General features: G+C 66.2%; 21 protein-coding genes. 17 read left to right on the top strand and 4 right to left on the bottom strand.

The window, feature by feature from the left end:
• Window positions 1-6: 6 nt before the first annotated feature.
• The 5 genes from ACYVF3_RS21285 to ACYVF3_RS21265 all read left to right on the top strand — a co-directional run bounded on the left by ACYVF3_RS21285 (window position 7) and on the right by ACYVF3_RS21265 (window position 3,971).
• A complete protein-coding gene (locus ACYVF3_RS21285; protein ID WP_461155980.1) occupies window positions 7-933 on the top strand; it encodes a hydroxymethylglutaryl-CoA lyase in 927 nt (308 codons plus the stop codon).
• Between the two features lie 36 nt (window positions 934-969).
• Window positions 970-1,728: an SDR family NAD(P)-dependent oxidoreductase gene (locus ACYVF3_RS21280; RefSeq protein ID WP_461155979.1), complete on the top strand. Its 759-nt coding sequence runs from the start codon at window positions 970-972 to the stop codon at window positions 1,726-1,728.
• Window positions 1,729-1,855: 127 nt separating this feature from the next.
• Window positions 1,856-3,040, top strand: a complete 1,185-nt coding sequence (locus ACYVF3_RS21275) for an acetyl-CoA C-acyltransferase (protein WP_461155978.1) — start codon at window positions 1,856-1,858, stop codon at window positions 3,038-3,040.
• A 50-nt stretch (window positions 3,041-3,090) separates the two neighbouring features.
• A complete protein-coding gene (locus ACYVF3_RS21270) occupies window positions 3,091-3,543 on the top strand; it encodes an FAS1-like dehydratase domain-containing protein (protein ID WP_461155977.1) in 453 nt (150 codons plus the stop codon).
• On the top strand, window positions 3,540-3,971 hold the full coding sequence (locus ACYVF3_RS21265) for a MaoC family dehydratase (protein ID WP_461155976.1): 432 nt from the start codon (window positions 3,540-3,542) through the stop codon (window positions 3,969-3,971). Before ACYVF3_RS21270 ends, ACYVF3_RS21265 begins: the two co-directional genes overlap by 4 nt.
• Here the strand turns inward: ACYVF3_RS21265 and ACYVF3_RS21260 are convergent.
• Window positions 3,963-4,517, bottom strand: a complete 555-nt coding sequence (locus ACYVF3_RS21260; RefSeq protein WP_461155975.1) for a TetR/AcrR family transcriptional regulator — start codon at window positions 4,515-4,517, stop codon at window positions 3,963-3,965. The genes ACYVF3_RS21265 and ACYVF3_RS21260 overlap by 9 nt on opposite strands.
• A 169-nt stretch (window positions 4,518-4,686) precedes the next feature.
• Between ACYVF3_RS21260 and menB the strand changes: the two genes are divergently transcribed.
• From menB to ACYVF3_RS21245, 3 genes are all read left to right on the top strand, one after another.
• The gene (gene menB, locus ACYVF3_RS21255; protein ID WP_461155974.1) at window positions 4,687-5,544 is read left to right on the top strand and encodes a 1,4-dihydroxy-2-naphthoyl-CoA synthase; all 858 of its coding nucleotides are present in this window, start codon (window positions 4,687-4,689) and stop codon (window positions 5,542-5,544) included.
• 40 nt (window positions 5,545-5,584) lie between these two features.
• On the top strand, window positions 5,585-6,370 hold the full coding sequence (locus ACYVF3_RS21250; RefSeq protein WP_461155973.1) for an enoyl-CoA hydratase/isomerase family protein: 786 nt from the start codon (window positions 5,585-5,587) through the stop codon (window positions 6,368-6,370).
• 85 nt (window positions 6,371-6,455) lie between these two features.
• Window positions 6,456-7,502 carry an LLM class flavin-dependent oxidoreductase gene (locus ACYVF3_RS21245; RefSeq protein ID WP_461155972.1) on the top strand — a complete coding sequence of 349 codons (1,047 nt, stop codon included), beginning with the start codon at window positions 6,456-6,458 and terminating at the stop codon, window positions 7,500-7,502.
• A gap of 125 nt (window positions 7,503-7,627) precedes the next feature.
• On the opposite strand, the gene ACYVF3_RS21240 is transcribed toward ACYVF3_RS21245, so the two are convergent.
• Window positions 7,628-8,422 (bottom strand): enoyl-CoA hydratase-related protein, encoded by a 795-nt coding sequence (locus ACYVF3_RS21240; protein WP_461155971.1) that lies wholly within the window; start codon window positions 8,420-8,422, stop codon window positions 7,628-7,630.
• A gap of 281 nt (window positions 8,423-8,703) precedes the next feature.
• Window positions 8,704-9,207 carry a thioesterase family protein gene (locus tag ACYVF3_RS21235; RefSeq protein ID WP_461155970.1) on the bottom strand — a complete coding sequence of 168 codons (504 nt, stop codon included), beginning with the start codon at window positions 9,205-9,207 and terminating at the stop codon, window positions 8,704-8,706.
• A gap of 186 nt (window positions 9,208-9,393) precedes the next feature.
• Between ACYVF3_RS21235 and ACYVF3_RS21230 the strand changes: the two genes are divergently transcribed.
• From ACYVF3_RS21230 to ACYVF3_RS21220, 3 genes are all read left to right on the top strand, one after another.
• Window positions 9,394-10,605 (top strand): NAD(P)/FAD-dependent oxidoreductase, encoded by a 1,212-nt coding sequence (locus ACYVF3_RS21230; protein WP_461155969.1) that lies wholly within the window; start codon window positions 9,394-9,396, stop codon window positions 10,603-10,605.
• 246 nt (window positions 10,606-10,851) lie between these two features.
• Window positions 10,852-12,294: an aldehyde dehydrogenase gene (locus ACYVF3_RS21225; protein ID WP_461155968.1), complete on the top strand. Its 1,443-nt coding sequence runs from the start codon at window positions 10,852-10,854 to the stop codon at window positions 12,292-12,294.
• A gap of 44 nt (window positions 12,295-12,338) precedes the next feature.
• Window positions 12,339-13,442, top strand: coding sequence for an NAD(P)-dependent alcohol dehydrogenase (locus tag ACYVF3_RS21220; RefSeq protein ID WP_461155967.1), 1,104 nt, complete (start codon window positions 12,339-12,341; stop codon window positions 13,440-13,442).
• A 75-nt stretch (window positions 13,443-13,517) separates the two neighbouring features.
• On the opposite strand, the gene ACYVF3_RS21215 is transcribed toward ACYVF3_RS21220, so the two are convergent.
• Window positions 13,518-14,306 (bottom strand): PaaX family transcriptional regulator, encoded by a 789-nt coding sequence (locus ACYVF3_RS21215; protein ID WP_461155966.1) that lies wholly within the window; start codon window positions 14,304-14,306, stop codon window positions 13,518-13,520.
• A 772-nt stretch (window positions 14,307-15,078) separates the two neighbouring features.
• On the opposite strand from ACYVF3_RS21215, the gene ACYVF3_RS21210 reads away from it, so the two are divergent.
• The 6 genes from ACYVF3_RS21210 to ACYVF3_RS21185 all read left to right on the top strand — a co-directional run bounded on the left by ACYVF3_RS21210 (window position 15,079) and on the right by ACYVF3_RS21185 (window position 19,708).
• Window positions 15,079-16,350 (top strand): cytochrome P450, encoded by a 1,272-nt coding sequence (locus ACYVF3_RS21210; protein WP_461155965.1) that lies wholly within the window; start codon window positions 15,079-15,081, stop codon window positions 16,348-16,350.
• Window positions 16,350-16,544 (top strand): ferredoxin, encoded by a 195-nt coding sequence (locus ACYVF3_RS21205; protein ID WP_461155964.1) that lies wholly within the window; start codon window positions 16,350-16,352, stop codon window positions 16,542-16,544. Before ACYVF3_RS21210 ends, ACYVF3_RS21205 begins: the two co-directional genes overlap by 1 nt.
• A 57-nt stretch (window positions 16,545-16,601) precedes the next feature.
• Window positions 16,602-17,030 carry an SCP2 sterol-binding domain-containing protein gene (locus ACYVF3_RS21200; protein ID WP_461155963.1) on the top strand — a complete coding sequence of 143 codons (429 nt, stop codon included), beginning with the start codon at window positions 16,602-16,604 and terminating at the stop codon, window positions 17,028-17,030.
• Window positions 17,031-17,146: 116 nt separating this feature from the next.
• Complete coding sequence (locus ACYVF3_RS21195; protein WP_461155962.1) at window positions 17,147-17,998, top strand: MlaE family ABC transporter permease; 852 nt, start codon at window positions 17,147-17,149, stop codon at window positions 17,996-17,998.
• Window positions 17,999-18,008: 10 nt separating this feature from the next.
• Window positions 18,009-18,863: an ABC transporter permease gene (locus ACYVF3_RS21190; RefSeq protein ID WP_461155961.1), complete on the top strand. Its 855-nt coding sequence runs from the start codon at window positions 18,009-18,011 to the stop codon at window positions 18,861-18,863.
• A gap of 53 nt (window positions 18,864-18,916) precedes the next feature.
• Window positions 18,917-19,708 carry an ABC transporter ATP-binding protein gene (locus tag ACYVF3_RS21185; protein WP_461156024.1) on the top strand — a complete coding sequence of 264 codons (792 nt, stop codon included), beginning with the start codon at window positions 18,917-18,919 and terminating at the stop codon, window positions 19,706-19,708.
• Window positions 19,709-19,715: the final 7 nt, after the last annotated feature.

Genomic DNA, 19,715 nt, shown 5'->3' with positions numbered 1-19,715 from the left:
GCCGCTATGAGCCAGCGTCCATCGCGCGTGCAGATCCGGGAGGTCGGACCTCGCGACGGCTTCCAGAACGAGCCCGAGCACATTCCCACCGACGACAAGATCCGGCTGATCAACGAACTGGGCCGCACCGGGCTCAAGCGCATCGAAGTCGCCAGCTTCGTGCGGCCGGACGTCATCCCGCAGCTCGCCGACGGCGCTGAGGTGCTGCGCCGGGTCGAGGTGCCCGACGACGTGCGACTGATGTCGCTGATCCCGAACAACCGGGGTTTGGACAACGCCTTGAAGGTGCGTGAGACGTTCCACGAGGCAGCCATCTTCGTGAGCGCGTCGGAGACGCACAACAAGAAGAACGTCAACCGCACCGTTGAGGACTCGATGCGCGAGAACGCCGTGGTCGCACGGCGAATCCGCGAGGAAGGACTCGACTGCGCCGCGGTCATCGCCACGTCCTTCGGCTGCCCCTACGAGGGCGAGGTCAAGCTGGACCGGGTTCTGGAACTCGCCGAGCGGTTCGCCGAAGCGGGCGCCACCGAGCTCGGTTTCGGTGACACGACCGGGATGGCCAACCCCGCCTACGCCTCCGAGTTCTTCTCCGCCGCCGTGGAGCGGCTCCGCGGCGTGGAGATCACCGCGCATTTCCACAACACCCGCGGCCAGGGCCTGGCGAACGCCTTCGCAGCGCTGGAAGCAGGATGTGCGAGCTTCGAATCCAGCTTCGGCGAGCTCGGCGGTTGCCCGGTCCCACCCGGTTCGACCGGCAACATCGCGACCGAAGACCTGGTGAGCATGTTCCACGAGATGGGCGTGGAGACCGGGCTTTCGCTGCCCGGCGTCATCGACGCGGCGCGCTCGGCGCAGTCGGTGCTCGGCCGCAAGCTCACCAGCCACTCCATCGTTGCGGGCCCCGTTGAGTGGGCTCACGCGAAGAACTGACTTCCCTCGACACGACGAGAAACATCGGAGAAGCACATGAGCAATCGAGTTGCCTTCGTGACCGGCGGTGCGCAGGGCATCGGCCGCGGGATTTCCGTGGCGCTGGGTGACCAGGGTTTCCGGACTGCCGTTGCCGACATCAACCTGGAGCGGGCTCGGGAGACCGCAGGCGTCATCAACGAGGGCGGTGGAAAGGCCCTCGCCGTCGAGGTCGACGTCACCGACACCGCGTCGGTGCAGGCAGGCGTGAAGACCGTGTCGGACGAGCTGGGTCCGATCGACGTCGTGGTGAACAACGCCGGCTGGGACGACTTCATGAAGTTCGTCGACACCGACGAGCAGTTCTGGAACCGCATCCTGGACCTGAACTTCAACGGCCAGCTGCGGGTCATCCAGAGCGTGCTCCCGGGCATGATCGAGCGCGGCCACGGCCGCGTGGTCAACATCGGTTCGGACGCGGGCCGGGTCGGCTCCTCGCTGGAAGCGGTCTACTCCGGTGCCAAGGGCGGCATCATCGCCTTCACCAAGACCCTGGCCCGTGAGGTCGCGACGAAGGGCATCACGGCGAACTCGGTGTGCCCCGGTCCCACGGACACGCCTGCGCTGCGCAAGTTCGCCGACAACTCCGGGCAGGACGCCGACAAGGTGCTGGGCGGCATGACCAAGGCCGTGCCCATGAAGAGGCTCGCGACGCCGGAGGACGTCGCCGCGGCAGTGGCGTTCTTCGCCTCCGACGCTGCCGGCTACATCACCGGCCAGACTCTGTCGGTCAGCGGCGGTCTCACGATGGCTTGATTTGCGCGAAGCACTGATTGCCCCTGCCCTTTCGCCGTGGTGCGCGCACCTGCGCGCCGGGCGCGGGCGGGGTCTCGGCTCGCGCCTCCGTTGGCGCCAGTACAGAACAAGCCTCTAAGGAGTTTCGATGCAGGACGCGGTGCTGGTCGCCGGATCCCGAACGCCGATCGGGCGGTTCTTGGGAGGGTTGGCCGGGTTCACGGCCGCTGATCTCGGCGCGGTCGCCATCCGCGAGGCCCTCGCGCGTGCGGGCCTGAGCGGTGGAGATGTTGACGCCGTCATCATGGGCAACGTCGTGCAGGCCGGAGCCGGGCCCAACCCGGCCCGGATCGCTGCCGTGGCCGCGGGGGTGCCGATGTCGGCCCCCGCGACGACGGTGAACAAGCTCTGCTTGTCCGGGTTGGCGACCGTGGCGCAAGCCGCGCAGCTCATCGCTCTCGGTCAGCACGAGGTCGTGGTGGCGGGTGGCATGGAATCGATGTCGAACGCGCCGCACCTCCTGCGCCGGGTGCGCAAGGGGCTGAAGTTCGGCGCAGGTCAGGTGCTCGACGCGCTCGAAGAAGACGCGTTGACTTGCGCGTTCGACGGGATGCCGATGGGCGCCGCCACGGATCGGTACCAGATCGAGTGCGCGGTGACTCGCTCCGAGCAGGACGAGTTCGCCGCGGAGTCGCACGTCCGCGCGGCTCGCGCGACCGAGGACGGTCGGCTGGCCGAGGAGATCGTGCCGGTCACCGCGCGGGAAGGCGCGTCGCCGATCGAGAAGGACGAGGGCATCCGCGGGAGCACGACGGCTAAGCGGCTGGCCACGCTGAAGCCGGCGTTCTCCAGCGACGGCACGATCACCGCGGGTTCGTCCTCTCAGCTCTCCGACGGGGCGTGCGCGCTGGTCGTGATGAGCAAGCGGCTCGCTGAGGAGATGGGGATCGGCTGGCTGGCTGAGATCGGCGCCTACGGGAGCGTCGCAGGGCCCGACCCCTCGTTGCTCAAGCAACCCGCTGAGGCGATCAAGGATGCGGCTCGCCGCGATCGTGGCCTGGAGATCGGCGAGCTCGACCTGGTGGAGATCAACGAGGCGTTCGCCGGCGTGCCGATCGTTTCCACGCGCGAGCTCAAGGTGGATCCCGAGCGGGTCAACGTCAACGGCGGTGCGATCGCGCTGGGGCACCCCGTCGGGATGAGCGGCGCGCGCGTGCTGCTCTCGCTGACTCACGAGCTCCGTCGGCGCGGCGGCGGGACGGGTGCTGCTGCGCTCTGCGGCGGTGGAGGCCAGGGTGATGCGCTGGTGCTGCGCGTTCCGAAGGCCGCGTGACGAACTGACGGACCGGCGCGTTTCGCCGGTGGACGAGGAAGAGGTGCGCGGTGAGCGAATCGCTCGTCGGGCTGGTCGTGGACGAAGTTGAGTTCGAGGTCGAGCGTGGCAAGGTCGGCGAATTCGCGAAAGCCACGTTCGTGCGGGATTTGGTGCACACAGACCCGAACGTCACGCGAGAGTCGGGGTTCGGCAGCATGCTGGCGACACCAACCCACGTGGTTGTCGCCGGGCACCAGCGCGACCAGCGCTCGTTGGTCGAGCGGCTCGGTGTGGCGCTGGAGCGGATCGTGGTCGGCTCCGTGAAGTGGCGCTACCACCGGCCGCTGCAGGTCGGTGACGAGCTGCGCGGGAAGCGGCGCGTGGTCGGCGACGAACGGCGCGAGGGCAAGCGCGGTGGCTCGATGCGTCTGATCACGCTGGAAACCGAGTACGTAGATGTCCTCGACGCGACTGTCGTGACACAGCGGGAAACGCTGATCGAGAAGGGGGTGCCGTCATGAGACAGCCCGTGCACGCGGAGGTCGGTGATCATATTCCGGTGCGCAAGATCGGCCCCGTGACGCAGACCGACATCGTGCGCTTCGCGGGTGCGGGAGGGGATTTCAACCCACTGCACCACGATCCGGAGTTCGCGCGCAAAGCCGGTTTCACCACTCCCATCGCGATGGGGCAGATGCAGGCCGGAATCCTCGCCGGTTGGTTGACCGACTGGTGCGGAGTCGAACACCTGCGAGAGTGCGAAGTGCGCTTCCGGGCCGCCGTTCTCCCGGGGGATGTTCTCGAACTCAGCGGCGAGGTTGTGGCGATCACCGACGCCGGGGTCTACTCGGAGGCACAACTAGTCCTCGAAGCTTCGCGCGACTCCGCACCTGTCGTCACGGCCACGGCGACGATCGCAGTACGACGTGCTGGAGTCCGGTCAGCCTAGATCCATCGCAGCGATGCCCTTGCTGGCGAAGTCGACGATCAGATCGTCCAGCGAGGGCGTCGCGGCCGTCTGGGGAGGCCAGTAGGCGATGGAGAAGATCATGCCCAGGCAGGACTGGGTGAGCGCGGCGACGTGCTGGGCGCCGACGCCGGGAACGCAGCGACCGAGGACAGCCTCCCAACGCGCCACGTACTGCTTGCGGCGATGGGTGAAGTGCCGCTTCCACGGCTCGGCGAGCGAACGGTCCTCGCGCTGGTAGACGTTCACCAGCTGCCGCTTGCGCACGGCGTAGTCGACGTGGTGGCGGATCAGCCGGTCGAGGTCCTTGAACGGATCGTCGTGGACCATCGCCGTGGCGCTGACCAGCTCGTCCATGGCCTCGTTGAACAGCGCGGCGAGGATCTCGTCCTTGCTGGAGAAGTGCCGGTACAGCGTCGGGCCGCTCAGCCCCGCCCTCTTGCCGAGCTCGTCGACGCCGACGCCGTGAAAGCCCTTCTCATGGAAGGCCACGGCTGCGGCGTCCAAGATCATGCGGTCCCTGTCCACTCGGAAAAACTACCACACCGCTGTGAACGATCGTTCCACGAATCGTGGACTGTTTGGTCTGTCCGTTGTTACAGTAAGTCCAAACAGCCGATCTGTCCGGCGCCGGTTCGTCGGCGGAGTGCGATCGCAGGGTGCGATCCCGGCGCGAATGTGGAACGGAGCGCTGGCGTTGAGCAACGGTGAAGGGCTGCGGAGGGACGTCCGCTGGGAACAGGTTCGTGAGTACGAGGACATCGCCTACGAGCACGACGGCGAGGGCATCGCGAAGATCACGATCTGCCGACCGGAGGTTCGCAACGCCTTCCGCCCCGAGACGTTGGTCGAGATCTCCGATGCTCTGGTGCACGCCAGGGAAGACCCATCGGTCGGCGTGATCGTGCTGACCGGGCAAGGTGAGGATGCCTTTTGCGCCGGCGGTGACCAACGGGTTCGCGGTGACACCGGGTACCTGAGTGACTCCGGCGCGAAAGCCGCAGTCGGCCGCTTCCACGTCACGGACCTGCAGGTGCAGATCCGGAGGCTGCCCAAGCCGGTGGTGGCGATGGTCGCGGGCTACGCCGTCGGTGGTGGCCAGGTGCTGCACCTGATCTGCGATCTGACCATCGCGGCGGACAACGCCCGTTTCGGCCAGACCGGGCCGAAGGTGGGTTCGTTCGACGGGGGCTTCGGCGCCGGCCTGCTGGCGCAGCTCGTCGGTTTCAAGAAGGCCAAGGAAGTCTGGTTCCTCTGTCGCCAGTACGACGCTCAGCAAGCACTTGGCATGGGGTTGGTCAACACCGTTGTTCCGGTATCGGAACTGGAAGCGGAGACCGTCGCATGGTGCCGGGAGATGCTGGAGCTGTCGCCGTTCGCGTTGAGACTGCTCAAGGCCAGCTTTCACGCCGCTGAGGACGGGCTGTCCGGGATCCAGCAGCTGGCCCACGACACGAATCTTCTCTTCTACGCCACTGATGAGGCAAAAGAGGGTCGCGAAGCGTACCGGGAGAAGCGTTCTCCTGACTTCGCGCAGTTCCCGCGACGCCCGTGACATCCGTGGCGTCCCCAGCGAATCTGAAAGGTCTGCGCACATGTCGGAAACCGATGCGAATTCCGTGGTTTCGGAACGGGTGGGAGAAAACGTCCTGCGGGTGACCCTGCAGCGACCTCCCGCCAACGCTCTCGGCACGCCGATCATCGACGGGCTGAACGAGGTCATGGACGAAGCCGAGGCGGACGACGCGATCAAGGTCGTCGTCATTGGTTCCAGCGTCGCCGGATTCTTCGCGGCCGGCGCGGACATCAAGCACATGTCCAAGGCGGACGCCGCGGCCTTCATCGCCTACGGGGACTCGCTTCGCGGCGCCTTGGACCGACTCGCCGCAGCGAACAAGATCGCCATCGCCGCTGTCGAGGGCGTCGCGCTGGGCGGCGGCCTCGAACTGGCCATGGCCTGCTCCTTGCGGGTGGGAGGCGCCGACGCCAAGTTCGGTCTCCCCGAGGTCAAGCTCGGGCTGATCCCGGGCGCGGGAGGAACCCAGCGGTTGCCGCGGTTGGTCGGGCGCGGGCGCGCGCTGGACATCATGCTCACCGGTCGGCAGGTGGACGCTGATGAGGCGCACGCCATCGGCCTGCTCGACCGGCGCGTGGAGGCCGGACAGGCGGAGGAGGCGGCACTGCGACTGGCCGAGGATCTCTGTCGGATGTCCTTGCCTGCCCAGCAGGCCGTGATCCGAACGGTCGACGCGGCGTTCGACATGCCGCTAGGCGATGGTTTCGCCTTCGAGGTCGCGCAAGAGCAGGGTCTCTTCGAGCACGGAGAGGCACAAGAAGGCATCAGCGCCTTCCTGGCGAAGCGTCGGCCGAACTTCGCCTGAGCAAAATGTGCCTTGATAAGTTCCGGAACGATCGTTCTCGCGTGGAGTGGTCCGATGGCCACGGCCGAGGACCAGGAGGTACCCCATGTACGGATTGACGATCTTCAACGGCGGTTACGGGCCCGAGCGGTTCCGCCGTGCCACCGACATCGCCGTCGCCGCCGAGCACGCGGGCTTCGAAGCCGTGTGGAGCGGAGAGCTCTACAGCAGGTCTGCGACTGTGCCGATGGCAGCGATCGCCACGGCCACAGATCAGATTGCCATCGGGTCGAACATCGCTTACGGAGTCGGCCGCACGCCGCTGATGTGGGCGGCGGAAGCCCGTGATCTGGAGGAGTTGTCCGGCGGCAGGATCATTCTCGGCCTGGGCAACGGCACGCCGAAGATGATGGAGAACTGGCACGGCGTGGACGGCACGGCCCCGGCAGTGCGGATGGAAGAGCTGATCGAGGTGTTGCGCAAGCTCTGGCGGCTGCACGAGGGGCCGGTGCACCACGATGGCAGGTTCTACACGGTGCACGTGGTGCCGACCGCCGACGTGCCGCCTCCGTACCGCGAGCGACTGCCGATCTGGACCGCCGGGGTCAACCCGCGCATGGTGCGCGCCGCAGGCAAGGTGGCTGACGGCTTGGTGGGGCATCCGATGTTCAGCGCGAAGTACATCGATGAGCTGGTCCGCCCGGAGCTCGCGGCGGGCGTCGCCGCGGCTGAGCGCTCTCTCACGGACGTGAAGCTGATGGGCATGGTGATGTGCTCGGTGGACGAGGACGAACAACTCGCCTGCCGTCGGCTGGCCTTCGCGATCGGCCAATACGCGGCATCGCGCGTCTACGATCGGCTCTTCGCGATGCACGGCTGGTCCGACGCGCAGGAGAAGATCCGCGACGCCGCGAGGCAAGGCGACGATGAGGCGCTCATCGCCGCCGTCCCGGATGCCGCAATCGACCAGCTCGGCGTCGCCTGCACTCCGGATGACGTCCCGTCGCGGATCGCCAAGCACGCCGAGAGCTACGACCACCTGAACATCACGGTGCCGCCCTGGGGCCTTGGGCCGGACGAGGCCGAAGACGCGACCCGAGGGATCATCAGCGCCATGAGGGAAAGCCTGGCAGGCACGACCAGGCAGGCGTGATTCTCTGGGGCTGTGCGGTGAGCGCGTCTGGACTCGCCGCACAGCCCCAGTTCTCTTCTTCTGCGATACGGGTCAAGAAAGTGGCGGTGGGGACCAGGTTCCCCACCGCCACTTTCTTGAGTTCCTCAGGCGCTCCGGTACTTCCCGAAGTCGGGGGAGCGCTTCTCGTTGAAGGCGGCAATGCCTTCCTTGGCCTCGTCGGACTCGCCGAACAGGCGCAAGCTGGAGTAAGCCATCTGGCCGATGCCGACGAAGTGCTCGGTGTCGGAGTTCATCGACTGCTTGAGCACCTTCAGCGCGGTGGGGGACAGGCGCAGGATCTCATCGGCCCAGGAACGGACCTCGCTCTTCAACTCGGCCGCAGGAACGACCTTGTTGACCAGGCCCCACGCCTCCGCCTGCTCCGGGCTGTACTGCCGGCACAGGAACCAGACCTCGCGGGCGCGCTTCTCGCCGATCGCCCTGGCGAGGAATCCGGAGCCGAGGCCCGCGTCGAAGGACCCGACGCGCGGCCCGTTCTGGCCGAACTTCGCGTTGTCGGCGGCGATCGTCAGGTCGCACAGCAGGTGCAGCACGTGGCCGCCGCCGATGGCGAAACCGTTGACACCGGCGATGACTGGCTTCGGGACGTCGCGGATCACCCGGTGCAGCGCCTCGACCTCGAAGAGACCGCTCTCGGAGGGGCCGTAGTCCCCGGTCTCCATGCGCTGCTTCTGGTCACCACCGGTGCAGAAGGCCTTCTCGCCGGCTCCGGTGAGGCAGATGACTCCGACCTCGTTGTCCGCCCAGGCGTACTTGAACGCCTTGACCAGTTCATCGACGGTCTGAGCGCGGAACGAGTTGTAGCGGTCGGGCCGGTTGATGGTGATCCATGCGAGGCCGTTGTCGACTTCGTAGGAGATGTCCGTGAACGCGTTCATGAGCCTTCGACGTCCCTTCTGCTCAGGAGGGTTCTCCGGTAGGTGAGTGGGAGGCCAGGTCGGACGGGCGACCCCGGCCGAACGGCGATGCTCAGGAAGCTACTCCTGTGAACGATCGTTTTCAACGGCTTGAGTGTTCCAGGTGTTCGCCGGGGGAGTGCGTGGCGTGTCTGCATGCGTCGGGGCAACGGGTTTCTCGCACGTGGGAACGCCTCGCCGAACCGTGCGCCGCTACACCTGGAACGTGTGTTCACAACCGGCGTCGAGCCTGCACCCGGGGTTCACCGCCGCACGCCCATGGCTCCGCAGAGCGGCGCGGGCCAGTCCACCCAGGCGTAGGCGGAGACTCCCCGATCCAGGTCGGCGGCGACGTCCTCGGGAAACGGTGCTGCTCGCCGCGAGTCCAGGTCGACGTGCACCAGGACGGTCTCGAGGGTGCAGGAGAGCCTGCCGTTGGTGCGGTCCAGGAGCAGGGCGACCAGGTGCAGGGCCTTGTCGCTGCGCTCGACGGGACGCAGGTGCACCGAGAACTTCTCCCCTTCGCGGAGCTCGCGGTGGTAGCTCAGGTGGTGTTCCGCGGCGAAGACCCCCAGCCGCCGCACTTGACGGTATTCGAGGTCGATCCCCGCATCGCTGCAGATCGTGTCCGCGCCCCAGGCCAGGTAATCCAGGTAGTGCTGGATGTTCATGTGCCCGTTGAGGTCGATGTAGTCCGGCGTGACGATCCCGTCCGACACCGCGGGTAGGGCCACCACCTGGTCGAAGCCCGGTGTTGTGTCCGTCATGGGGTCCTCCTGTGGGAGTGGGGCGCCGGGGTGAACGGGAAAGCACTACGCGAATGGTGAGGTGGTGAGCGAGCGTGTAGGTGAATCGCGGTTCGACGCTGGTCGAGGGCGGACATCTCTGCTTAAACTATACAACATGTGGGACTTAGGTAACGTCTATGTATTGCATCTGCCTGGGAGGTTCTCGTGACCGCTGGGCATCTCGTCGTGGTCGGAGCCTCGTTGGCCGGACTCCGGGCCGTGGAGTCCGCCCGGAAGTCGGGGTATCAGGGACGCGTCACGCTCATCGGCGATGAGCCGCACCTTCCCTACGATCGGCCGCCGCTCTCCAAGGAGTTTTTGTCCCCCGAGGGCGTCCCGGAATCGTCGGCCTATTGGACCGAGAGTCAGTTCGCGGACGCCGGCGTGGATCTGCGCCTCGGAAGGCGGGTGTCCGCATTGGACACCGACCGACGTCGAGTGGTGGTGGGCGAGGACTCGGTCGAGTTCGACGCCCTGGTCATCGCGACCGGTGCGGCGGCGCGTTCGCTGCCCGGAGGTGAAGGGCTCCGAGGCGTGCACGTGTTGCGTACCTTGGACGATGCCCGTGCGATTCGGGCTGCATTGGATGGCGGGGCCAGGACTCTGATCGTGGGCGGTGGATTCATCGGCTCGGAGGTCGCCGCTGCTGCTCGCCTCCGCGGGCTGCCCGTCACGATGGTGGAATCCCTGCCCACGCCACTGGTGCGGGCCGTCGGTGCCGAAGTCGGTTCCACCGTTGCCAGGCTGCACGAGGACAACGGCGTGGACGTCCGGTGCGGCATCACCGTGACCGGCGTGACCGGCTCCGAGCGCGTGGAGCAGGTGGATCTCTCCGACGGCACCGTGCTCGACGTCGATCTGGTGGTGGTGGGCATCGGCGCGGTTCCCGGAACGGACTGGCTGCAGTCGTCGGGGCTCGACGTCGAGAACGGGATTTCCTGTGATGAGACGCTGAACGTCGGCGTGCCCGGCATCTACGCTGCAGGGGATGTCGCCAGGTGGCGGAGCGATCTGTTCGGCCGGTCGCTGCGAGTGGAGCACTGGACGAGCGCGGCTGAGCAAGGCGAACTGGCCGCTCGGAACGCTCTCGATCCCGCTTCGGCGTCGAGCTACGACGAGGTGCCCTACTTCTGGTCCGACTGCTACGACCGCAAGATGCAGTTCGCGGGCGTGGCCGACGGCGTCGATGAGGTCCACGTTGCCGCGGGAGACCTCGAGTCCGCCCGGTTCACGGCGTTGTACCGGAAGGAAGAGCGCATCATCGGCGCGTTCACGATGAACAACCCAGGGCACAGCGCGAAGTGCCAGCGACTGATCGGGAAGCGAGCGAGCTGGGGCGAAGCCCTCGATGTGCTGGCCCGGCGCAGGACTCGTTGATCACCTCGTTCTCGCACTTCTGACATCCACGCGTAGCGCGACAACGGCCCGTTGGTGGACTCGAACCACCAGGTCCGCACGCTAAGTACTACAGAATGAGCGACTGACGGCAGAGTGATGTTGACTAATGAGCTGGCTCTCGCTTACGTTGTCGGTGAGCGGGGTCACCGCCCGATCTGGTGCGAGCGATCCGCCTTCTGGCGCCAATTCGCGCCTGTTTCAACGGTCACGGCAAAGGAGCTGACCATGGCAGTGGTCCATGACAGTCTTTTCATCGACGGAAGTTGGGTTTCACCCGCTACCGATCGCCGAATTCAGGTGGTCAACGCGACGACCGAGGAGTCGTTGGGAAGCGTGCCGGAGGCCGCGAACGCGGACGTGGATCGCGCTGTCGATGCCGCTAGGCGCGCGTTCGACGAGTCGAGTTGGGCGAAGACGTCCCCGGCTGAGCGGGCCGACGTCCTCAACAAGTTCGCGGATGCGTTGGAGAAGCGTTCCGAGCAGGTGACCCGGACGGTCAGCCAGCAGAACGGGATGCCGCTGAGCCTGAGCGAGCAGTTCGAAGGCGGTTACGCCGTCGCCCTGCTGCGGTACTATGCGGGCCTGGCCGCCTCGACGGAGTTCGACGAGCGTCGCCCGTCGCCGCTCGGATTCGACACGATGGTGAAGCGCTCCCCGGTTGGCGTGGTGGCGGGCATCGTGCCCTGGAACTACCCGGTGGTCCTCGCCGTCACCAAGATCGCCCCGGCTCTGGCCGCGGGCTGCACGCTGGTGATCAAGCCCTCCCCGGGAACCGTGCTGGACTGCTTCGTGCTCGCGGAGGCCGCCGAGGAAGCCGGCGTTCCGGCTGGTGTCATCAACTGGGTTCCGGGCGGACGTGATCTGGGTGCCTACCTGGTGAGCCACCCCGGCGTGGACAAGGTGGCCTTCACCGGCTCGACCGCGGCCGGCCGGACGATCGGGGAGAACTGCGGTCGTCTGCTGCGCCCGGTCAGCCTGGAACTCGGTGGCAAGTCGGCCGCGGTCATCCTCGACGACGCCGACCTGGACAAGGTCACCGAAGGGCTGTACTTCGCCTCGTTGGCCAACAACGGCCAGACCTGCATGGCCTGCACCCGGATCTTGGCGCCGGCGAGCCGGTACGACGAGGTCGTCGATGCGCTGACCGGCTGGATGTCCGGGCTGAAGGTCGGCGATCCGCTGGACGCGAGCACGCAGGTCGGCCCGCTGGCCTCGTCCGAGCACCGCGAGCGCGTCGAGGGCTACATCGCCAAGGGTCGGGCGGAAGGAGCGCGCGTGGCGCTCGGTGGCGGACGTCCGTCCGGCATCGACCGAGGCTGGTTCGTCGAGCCGACGGTCTTCGCCGACGTCGACAACTCGTCGACCATCGCCCAGCAGGAGATCTTCGGCCCGGTCCTGTCGGTCATCAAGTACGACGGGGACGACGACGCGGTGAAGATCGCGAACGATTCCGACTACGGCCTCGGCGGCAGCGTCTGGTCCGCCGACCCGGAGCGCGCCATGCGACTGGCCACCGAGGTCCAGACCGGAACGATCGGTGTGAACGGCTACGTCATCGATCTCAACGCGCCCTTCGGCGGCGTGAAGGCCAGTGGTATCGGTCGGGAGTTCGGCCCGGAGGCGCTCGCCGGGTACCAGCAGCTGAAGTCCATCTACCTCCCGGGCTGAGGCGAAAGCGCCGTCGCCCACCCTTCACCTTTGAGGAGACTCTCATGCAGGTCACCGCTGCGGTCGTCCGCGAGGCCGAGAAGCCCTTCCAGATCGAGGAACTCGAGCTCGACGCTCCTCGCGATGACGAGATCCTGGTCAAGATCCACTCCGTCGGCATCTGCCACACCGACATCGGCGTGCGTAACCAGTGGCTGCCGGTGCCGCTCCCGCTCGTGCTCGGGCACGAGGGCGCCGGCGTCGTCGAAGCCGTCGGTCAGAACGTCACCAAGGTCGAGCCGGGTGACAAGGTCGTTCTCAGCTTCGGCGCCTGCCGGAACTGCACCATGTGCAGGCGCGGCGAGCCCAGCTACTGCGAGCAGTTCGTGCTGCACAACGTGGCTGGGAGCAGGCCGGACGGAACCACCGCGCTGCACGGTGCTTCCGGTGATGTGAACGGCTTCTTCTTCAGCCAGTCCTCGTTCTCCACGCACGCGATCGCGATCGAGAGCAACACCGTCAAGCTGGATCCGTCCACCGATCTGTCGACCGTCGGTCCGCTGGGCTGCGGTATCCAGACGGGTGCGGGCACGGTGCTCAACCGGTTGAAGCCACAGGCCGGCAGCAGCCTCGTGGTCTTCGGAGTCGGTGCGGTCGGCCTGGCCGCCCTGATGGCGGCCAAGGTCGCCGGATGCACCAAGATCATCGCGGTCGACCTGGTCCAGGACCGGCTCGCGCTGGCCGAGGAGCTGGGAGCCACGCACACGATCAACCCCACAGCCGTGGAGGACGTGGTGGCTGAGATCCAGGGCATCACCGGGCGGGGAGTGGACTTCTCGGTGGACACCACCGCGGTGACCTCGGTCGTTCGCCAGGCCGTCGACTGCCTGGCGCTCAAGGGAACGTGCGCGACGCTGGGCTTCGGCACCGCGGGCACAGAGGTGCAGGTCGACATGCTCCAGCTGCTGATGGCCGGACGCACCATCACCGGTGTCACCGAGGGCGATGCCCGGCCGGACGAGTTCATCCCGCAGATGATCGAGCTGAACAAGCAGGGGCGGTTCCCGTACGAGAAGCTGATCTCGACCTACGACTTCAAGGACATCAACAAGGCGTGCGAGGACGCCGAGTCGGGCAAGGCCGTCAAGCCGGTGCTCAAACTGGTCTGACCCGAAGCGGGTCCGGGAGGGTTTGGGCGGTGGTGGCTGCACAAGTCACCACCGCCTGGACGTTCCTGCGGGTGATCAGCCCGGTGAGGTCTCCTTGACCACTTCGCGCCACCGCTGCTGCGCGTCCTCGTACCAGGCCTCGCGGAGTTGGTGGAACAACACCGCAGCACGCCGCCCGATCCAGTTCGGAAGCAGCTCGGCCGGCAACTGCGGGTCCATGAAGGGGAAGCGCTGCCATTCGTTGGTCAGCTTGACGTGCGTGAACAGCAACGGATCGCCCGGCGCCGGCTGCAGTCCGCTGTAGCGGATCAGCAGTTCTTCGTACTGCGCGGTGACCTCATCCAGCTCCCACGACAGATCGACGATCTCCTGCTCGGTTTGACCTATCGCGCTGGCCTTTCCGACGAAGGCGAGGGTCGAAGGCTTCAGCTCGAGGTCGTCGATCACCTTCTGGGCGCGGGGCTGGCGGTCGACGTGAGGCGAAACCCAGACACCGGGTGTCGGGTTGCCGAAGCCCTCCCAGTCGAGGGCGGTGTAGAGAGACTTGCGGACGGAGCGCTGTGCCTCCGGGATCGTGACCAGCAGGACCAGCCAGTTGCCGTCCCAGGGCTCGGCATCGGCGTGCAGCGAGTAGACGCGCTTGGCCCCGTCGTCCATGAGGTGCTTGCCGCTCTCGGTCAGCTCCCAGCGGACTTCACGGCCTTGGCGTTCCCCGGTGATCCAGCCCGATGCCGCCGCGCGGGAGATCGCCTGTCGCGCGGTGCGCTGTTCGATCCCCATTCCGACGAGCATGTACAGCAGCGACGAGGTCCACACCGGCTGATCGTTCGGGTGCACGAGCTCGCCGAGGACAGTGATCAGCATGGAACGCGCGCTTCCCGCCGTGACCGCGGACCGCGTGGTCTGCTTGGCCGTACGCCCCTTCGCCGATACGTCTTGACTCGGTTGCGCCATCACGGGTCCTTCCGCAGTCGACCGAAGTGTCGACCTTCGGATCGTCGTATCGCCGGTGGTGGGGTGGATGCGCCCTGCCGGCGGGCTGCTCGGTGGCAGGGCCTCCGTCGCGCTTGCGATGGGTGATAAGGCCTGCGCGCCACCACTCTAGTGGGAGCGGACAAGCGGACACGCCGCGGTTCGGTGGGCGATCCGCGTCGTCGCCGGTGGCCCGGTGCGTCTCGCTGCACTCCCGGGGACGCCCCACCAGAACTACACCTGTTATGTCCAGCGAGCAAAGTCTGTCGATTGACTCGGATGTCGACGCGCCTGGCGGACGTGCCGGGGACTTGGCTTGACGGGCGGCATCGCAGCAGGTCGACCCGGTGGAGCCGCGCGCAGGAGGGGAGCCGGGAGAAGATCTCCGCACCCTCTTCGGGTGGACTATCGCGGGTGGATTCGGTTGGCGGAACATGCGACATCGACCTTGACCAGCTACACGAAGCTGTATTACATTTCCGCTTGTGTCACATGTGAGGTGTCTCTCGGGCCGCTGATCCGGCCTGCCGGCAGCGGATCCACCAGGGCTCCCGCTCAGTCATCGAATCGACCGGCGGCATTCGCGTCGCCCGCCTTCGCTGTTCGTCGGCACATCAGGTGCCGGGACGAGGTCGGACAACCACCACGGAAGAGGACGGTCATCTTGAGTGCTGAAGACGGCGTTAAGGACCAGGCGGCGGCGAAAAGCCTGGATGACAGCAAGATGGGCGAGCTGATCCGCCGGTTCAGCTTGCACAGCAAGGACACGCAGAAAAACGCGCACGAGATCTTCTCGGAAATGCGGAAGTCCTGCCCTGTCGCGCACAGCGAGGAGCACGGCGGCTTCTACGCGTTGTCCCGCTACCAGGACGTCTACGAAGCGGCGCACGAACCGGAGAAGTTCTCGTCGTTCCCGGTGACGATCCCGCCGTTCGGCAACCCGACCCCGATGATCCCGATCGAGGCGGACCCGCCGCACCACCGCAACTACCGGACGCTGGTGGGACGGCAGTTCAGTCCGAAGTCCGTGGCGAACATCGAGCCCTACATGCGCAAGATGGTCGCCAAGATCATCGATGACCTGGCCGGTTCGACCGAGGCGGACCTCGCCAAGGAGGTCGCGGTCCCGCTGCCGCTGCGCGCGATCCTGGAGCTCTACCTGGGCGTTCCGGAGAAGGACTGGGACATGCTCAAGGACCAGTTCCTCTACATGCTGCAGCCCGACCCGGAGGCGACCGACGAGGAGAACCAGGAACGCTCGATGGAAGCGGGCCTGAACTGCACGAAGTACTTCGCGGAGATGCTCGAGGACCGCCGGGTCAACGGGTACGGCACGGACCTCATCAGCGACCTGGATCAAGCCGAGGTCGACGGCGAGCGCCTCGAGGACGACGAGATCTTCGGCTTCTGCCTGGTCCTGGTGCCCGCCGGTTTCGACACGACGGCGAGCGTGCTCAGCCGGCTCCTGCTGCTGTTCGCCGAACAGCCGGACCTGCGCGCGCAGCTGGAGGCGATCGTCGACGACCCGGACAAGCTGGACCTCGCGGTCGAAGAGCTGGTGCGCTACATCCCGCCGCAGCCGGGCGTTGCGCGCAACGTCACCGAGAAGTGCACCTTCCTCGGTCAGGATCTCGACGAAGGCGACCGCCTGCTCCTGCTGTGGCCCTCGGCGAACCGCGACCCGGAGGAGTTCAGCAACCCCGACGAGATCGTGCTCGACCGCCAGCCCAACCGTCACCTCGGTTTCGGGTCGGGAATCCACCGGTGCTTGGGTGCGCACCTCGCGCGCCTGGAGCTCAAGGTGTTCCTGCAGGAGTTCCTGCGCCGGGTGCCGCGTTACCGGGTGACTCCGGGACAGGAAGCGGTCTGGCACACCGGGAACACCTGGGGCGTGAAGAAGCTGCCGGTGACGTTCGAGGCATGGAGCTCCCACTGATGCGTATCGCCATTGACTTCGACAAGTGCTCTGGCCACGCGCGGTGCGTCGCGCGTGCACCGGAATTGTTCGACGTGGACGACGACGGCAACTCCTTCGTCCTCGTGGATGAAGTGGACGAGGCGGACGTCGACGACGCCCGCAAGGCCGTGGACGTCTGCCCGGAACGGGCCATCTCGGTGCACGAGGACTGAAGACCGGACCGTCGCCGGCGGAATCGGCCGCCGAATCCAAGGTAGGGGAAGCGAATCATGGGCGTTTTCACGGACGAATCCGAGGTCTACCGGTACCTCGGCCGCATCTTCCAGGTGAGCATGGAGGACCCCGAGCTGGGGCCCAAGCTCCGCAAGGTGGGGTCGGTGCTCAAGCTGAACCAGACAGACCCCGAGTCGACGATCGTGATCGACTTCGGCGAAGGCGTCGTCCAGCTGGGACCCGACGACGAAACGAAGGTCACCCGGCCCATCGACGCCGAACTGGACATGAAAGCGGATGTGGCGCACCGATTCTGGCTCGGCAAGGTCAACGTCGCTCTGGCAATGGCCAAGGGGGACATCCGGAACCACGGCAAGGTCTCGGCCGTCATGAAGGTGGTCCCGATCACCAAGCCGCTGTTCGCGACCTACGAGAACATCCTGCGCGACGCCGGGCGTGAAGACCTGGTCAACGCGGTGAAGTAGATGAGCGGAGTGAACCGCCGCCGGTGGCAGTCGTGTCGTTGCCGCGGATCAGCACGGTCGACCAGGCGTGGTTCGTCGCGCACACGTGATGTCGCGATGACTGTGAGGGAGCACGAATGACCACTGTGGAAGAGCACGAGGGGGAGCGGCGGCGGCCGGGCGTTGGGGGCCGCGTCGTCGGTGCGGTCCCGGCGCCGGCGCGCAACGTCGTGTTGGAAGTGGGCCAGATGTGCCAGCTTCTGGGCAAGGTCATCTACAGCGCCGTCCGGTACCCGCGAGGGTACTGGAAGGAAACCATCGACGAGATGTACGCGCTGCTGAAGCTCTGCTTCTGGCCGGCGACCTTCTCCATGGCCGGCTTCGGCTTCCTCATCACGGTCATGGGCGTCGGGCTCCTGGTGCTCTTGGGTGCGGCCAACCGGATGGGCGCCTTCTGGGTGATGGCGGACATCCGCGAGATCGCCGCGTTCATGGTCGGAATGGTGGTGGCCGGCGTCATCGGCACGTCCATCACCTCCGACCTCGGCGCCCGGAAGGCCAGGGAGGAGTTGGACGCCCTCAAGGTGCTCGGGCTGGACCCGGTTCGGATGCTCGTGTTGCCGAGGGTGATCGCGACCGCGGTCATGTGCGCGATGCTCAACTTCCTGACGTCGTTCGTCGGAGTGCTGCTCGGCCTGCTGGCAGTGGGTGCGCTGGGCGACACGACAACGGGTGCCTACATCGACAGCATGTCGCACAACCTCTACGCGGCCGACGTGTGGGGCGCGGAGTTGAAGACACTGCTGACCGGGTTGCTGATCGGTGTGGTCTGCAGTTTCAAGGGACTCAACGCCGGCGGTGGGCCGGAGGGCGTGGGCCGCGCGGTCAACCAGGCGGTCGTCATCTGCTTCGCGCTGGTGTGGATCTTCAACTTCTTCTTCAACGCCATTGCACAGGGGCTGAACCCAGACCTGCTCATGCTCAGATAAGGACTATCGGATGGCCATGGATAGCGTGCAGCCGTCCCCGCGCAAGCTGTTGCGCGAGCGCGGGGCGGCGAAGCCGAAACCACCCATTGTGTTCTCCTCGACGTGTTCGACGGTCGGGAACATCGCGACGTTCAGCTTCCGGGTCTTCGCCGAAATGCCGATCACGATCGGGCTTTACTTGTCGGAGGTGATCCGGCAGGCTGCGATCCTCATTCGTTCGAGCAGCCTGGTCATCTGGTTCATGATGTTCGCCATCGGCGGGGAGACCGGCCTGCAGGGCAGCTACATCCTCAACCAGGTCGGTGCCTCCGACTACGTCGGTGTGTTCAACGCGGTCGGTGATCTCAAAGCCGATGGAACCTCGATGTGGGGCTGGATCCTGGCCGCGAAGGTGGGCTGCGGTTTCGTCGCGGAGATCGGCTCCATGCGCATCAGCGACGAGATCGACGCACTGGAAGTGATGGGCTTCCATTCTCGGGCCTACTTGGCCGGCACCAGGCTGTGGGCGATGTGGATCGCCGCACCCTTCTTGTTCGTCACCGGCATGGGATTTCAGTTCGTCGGATCGTGGGCGGTCACGCAGGTCATGCTCGACACGACCTCGCCGGGCGCCTACTCGAACATCTTCTGGTCGTTCCAGGCGCCGGTGGACCTTTTCTACGCGCTGATCTGGGCCGTGCTCTTGGCCACTCTGGTCACGCTGGTCGGCTGCTACTACGGCTACACCGCGTCCGGTGGTCCGGTCGGAGTCGGTGTCAACACGGCGAAATCGATGATGGTCAACATGATCATCGTCAGCGCCGCGGCAGCCATTCTCTACCAGTTCTTCTTCGGAACCACGATTCAGACACCGATTGCCAACTAGGTCAACGTCGTTGAGTTGAGGAGCCCCACATGGATGCCCACGACACCGAGGTCATGCCGTCGGCGGTGAGCGCCCCGGACGCCGACGGCGACGCGCACGTCGCGTCAGTGCACAACCTCTACAAGTCCTTCGGGTCCTTCCAAGTGATGAACGGACTGAGCCTGAACTTCAAACCTGGCGCGATCACCACGATCCTCGGTCCGTCAGGTACCGGTAAGAGCGTCTTGCTCAAGCACATGGTGGGGCTGCTGGAACCGGATTCCGGCAGGGTCAACGTGTTCGGCAAGGACATCTGGGGAATTCCGGAGCGGGACCGGGCTCAGCTGCGGAAGCGGTTCGGCGTGCTGTTCCAGGACGGGGCGCTGTTCGGATCCATGAACGTCTACGACAACGTGGCGTTCCCCTTGCGCAAGCACACGGACAAGTCCGAGAGCGAGATCCGCGAGATCGTCACCTACCGGCTCAAGGAGGTCGGGTTGGAGGCGGCCGAGAAGAAGGCGCCGAACGAGATCTCCGGCGGGATGAAGAAGCGCGCCGGCTTCGCCCGGGCGCTCGTGATGAACCCGGAGATCGTGCTCTTCGACGAGCCGGACTCGGGTCTGGACCCGGTTCGCACCAGCCTCCTCAACGACGTGATCTTGAAGATTCACGAAGAGGATCGCGGCACCTACGTCGTCGTCACGCACGACATCCGGACGGCGAAGAAGGTGAGTGACTACGTGGGCCTGATCTGGCAGGGCCAGGTCGTCTACTACGGACCGGCGGAAGAGGCGTTCTCGTCGAGCGATCCGTTCGTGCGGCAGTTCCTCGCCGGGGATTCGGTCGGCCCACTAGGAATGGATTGAGATGCTT

The organism is Saccharopolyspora tripterygii (assembly GCF_054778355.1).
The sequence above is the reverse complement of the archived record's forward strand: the minus strand, read 5'-3'. Positions and strand labels throughout refer to the sequence as shown.

What these genes read in the sequence shown, in the direction of transcription:
- ACYVF3_RS21265 (WP_461155976.1), top strand. Translation starts at nt 3,540, where the DNA reads ATGAGACAGCCCGTGCACGCGGAGGTCGGTGATCATATTCCGGTGCGC.
- ACYVF3_RS21250 (WP_461155973.1), top strand. Translation starts at nt 5,585, where the DNA reads ATGTCGGAAACCGATGCGAATTCCGTGGTTTCGGAACGGGTGGGAGAA.
- ACYVF3_RS21240 (WP_461155971.1), bottom strand. Translation starts at nt 8,422, where the DNA reads ATGAACGCGTTCACGGACATCTCCTACGAAGTCGACAACGGCCTCGCA.
- ACYVF3_RS21235 (WP_461155970.1), bottom strand. Translation starts at nt 9,207, where the DNA reads ATGACGGACACAACACCGGGCTTCGACCAGGTGGTGGCCCTACCCGCG.
- ACYVF3_RS21185 (WP_461156024.1), top strand. Translation starts at nt 18,917, where the DNA reads ATGCCGTCGGCGGTGAGCGCCCCGGACGCCGACGGCGACGCGCACGTC.
- ACYVF3_RS21215 (WP_461155966.1), bottom strand. Translation starts at nt 14,306, where the DNA reads ATGCTGATCACTGTCCTCGGCGAGCTCGTGCACCCGAACGATCAGCCG.
- ACYVF3_RS21225 (WP_461155968.1), top strand. Translation starts at nt 10,852, where the DNA reads ATGGCAGTGGTCCATGACAGTCTTTTCATCGACGGAAGTTGGGTTTCA.
- ACYVF3_RS21205 (WP_461155964.1), top strand. Translation starts at nt 16,350, where the DNA reads ATGCGTATCGCCATTGACTTCGACAAGTGCTCTGGCCACGCGCGGTGC.
- ACYVF3_RS21190 (WP_461155961.1), top strand. Translation starts at nt 18,009, where the DNA reads ATGGCCATGGATAGCGTGCAGCCGTCCCCGCGCAAGCTGTTGCGCGAG.
- ACYVF3_RS21200 (WP_461155963.1), top strand. Translation starts at nt 16,602, where the DNA reads ATGGGCGTTTTCACGGACGAATCCGAGGTCTACCGGTACCTCGGCCGC.
- ACYVF3_RS21245 (WP_461155972.1), top strand. Translation starts at nt 6,456, where the DNA reads ATGTACGGATTGACGATCTTCAACGGCGGTTACGGGCCCGAGCGGTTC.
- ACYVF3_RS21280 (WP_461155979.1), top strand. Translation starts at nt 970, where the DNA reads ATGAGCAATCGAGTTGCCTTCGTGACCGGCGGTGCGCAGGGCATCGGC.
- ACYVF3_RS21220 (WP_461155967.1), top strand. Translation starts at nt 12,339, where the DNA reads ATGCAGGTCACCGCTGCGGTCGTCCGCGAGGCCGAGAAGCCCTTCCAG.
- ACYVF3_RS21195 (WP_461155962.1), top strand. Translation starts at nt 17,147, where the DNA reads ATGACCACTGTGGAAGAGCACGAGGGGGAGCGGCGGCGGCCGGGCGTT.
- ACYVF3_RS21275 (WP_461155978.1), top strand. Translation starts at nt 1,856, where the DNA reads ATGCAGGACGCGGTGCTGGTCGCCGGATCCCGAACGCCGATCGGGCGG.
- ACYVF3_RS21285 (WP_461155980.1), top strand. Translation starts at nt 7, where the DNA reads ATGAGCCAGCGTCCATCGCGCGTGCAGATCCGGGAGGTCGGACCTCGC.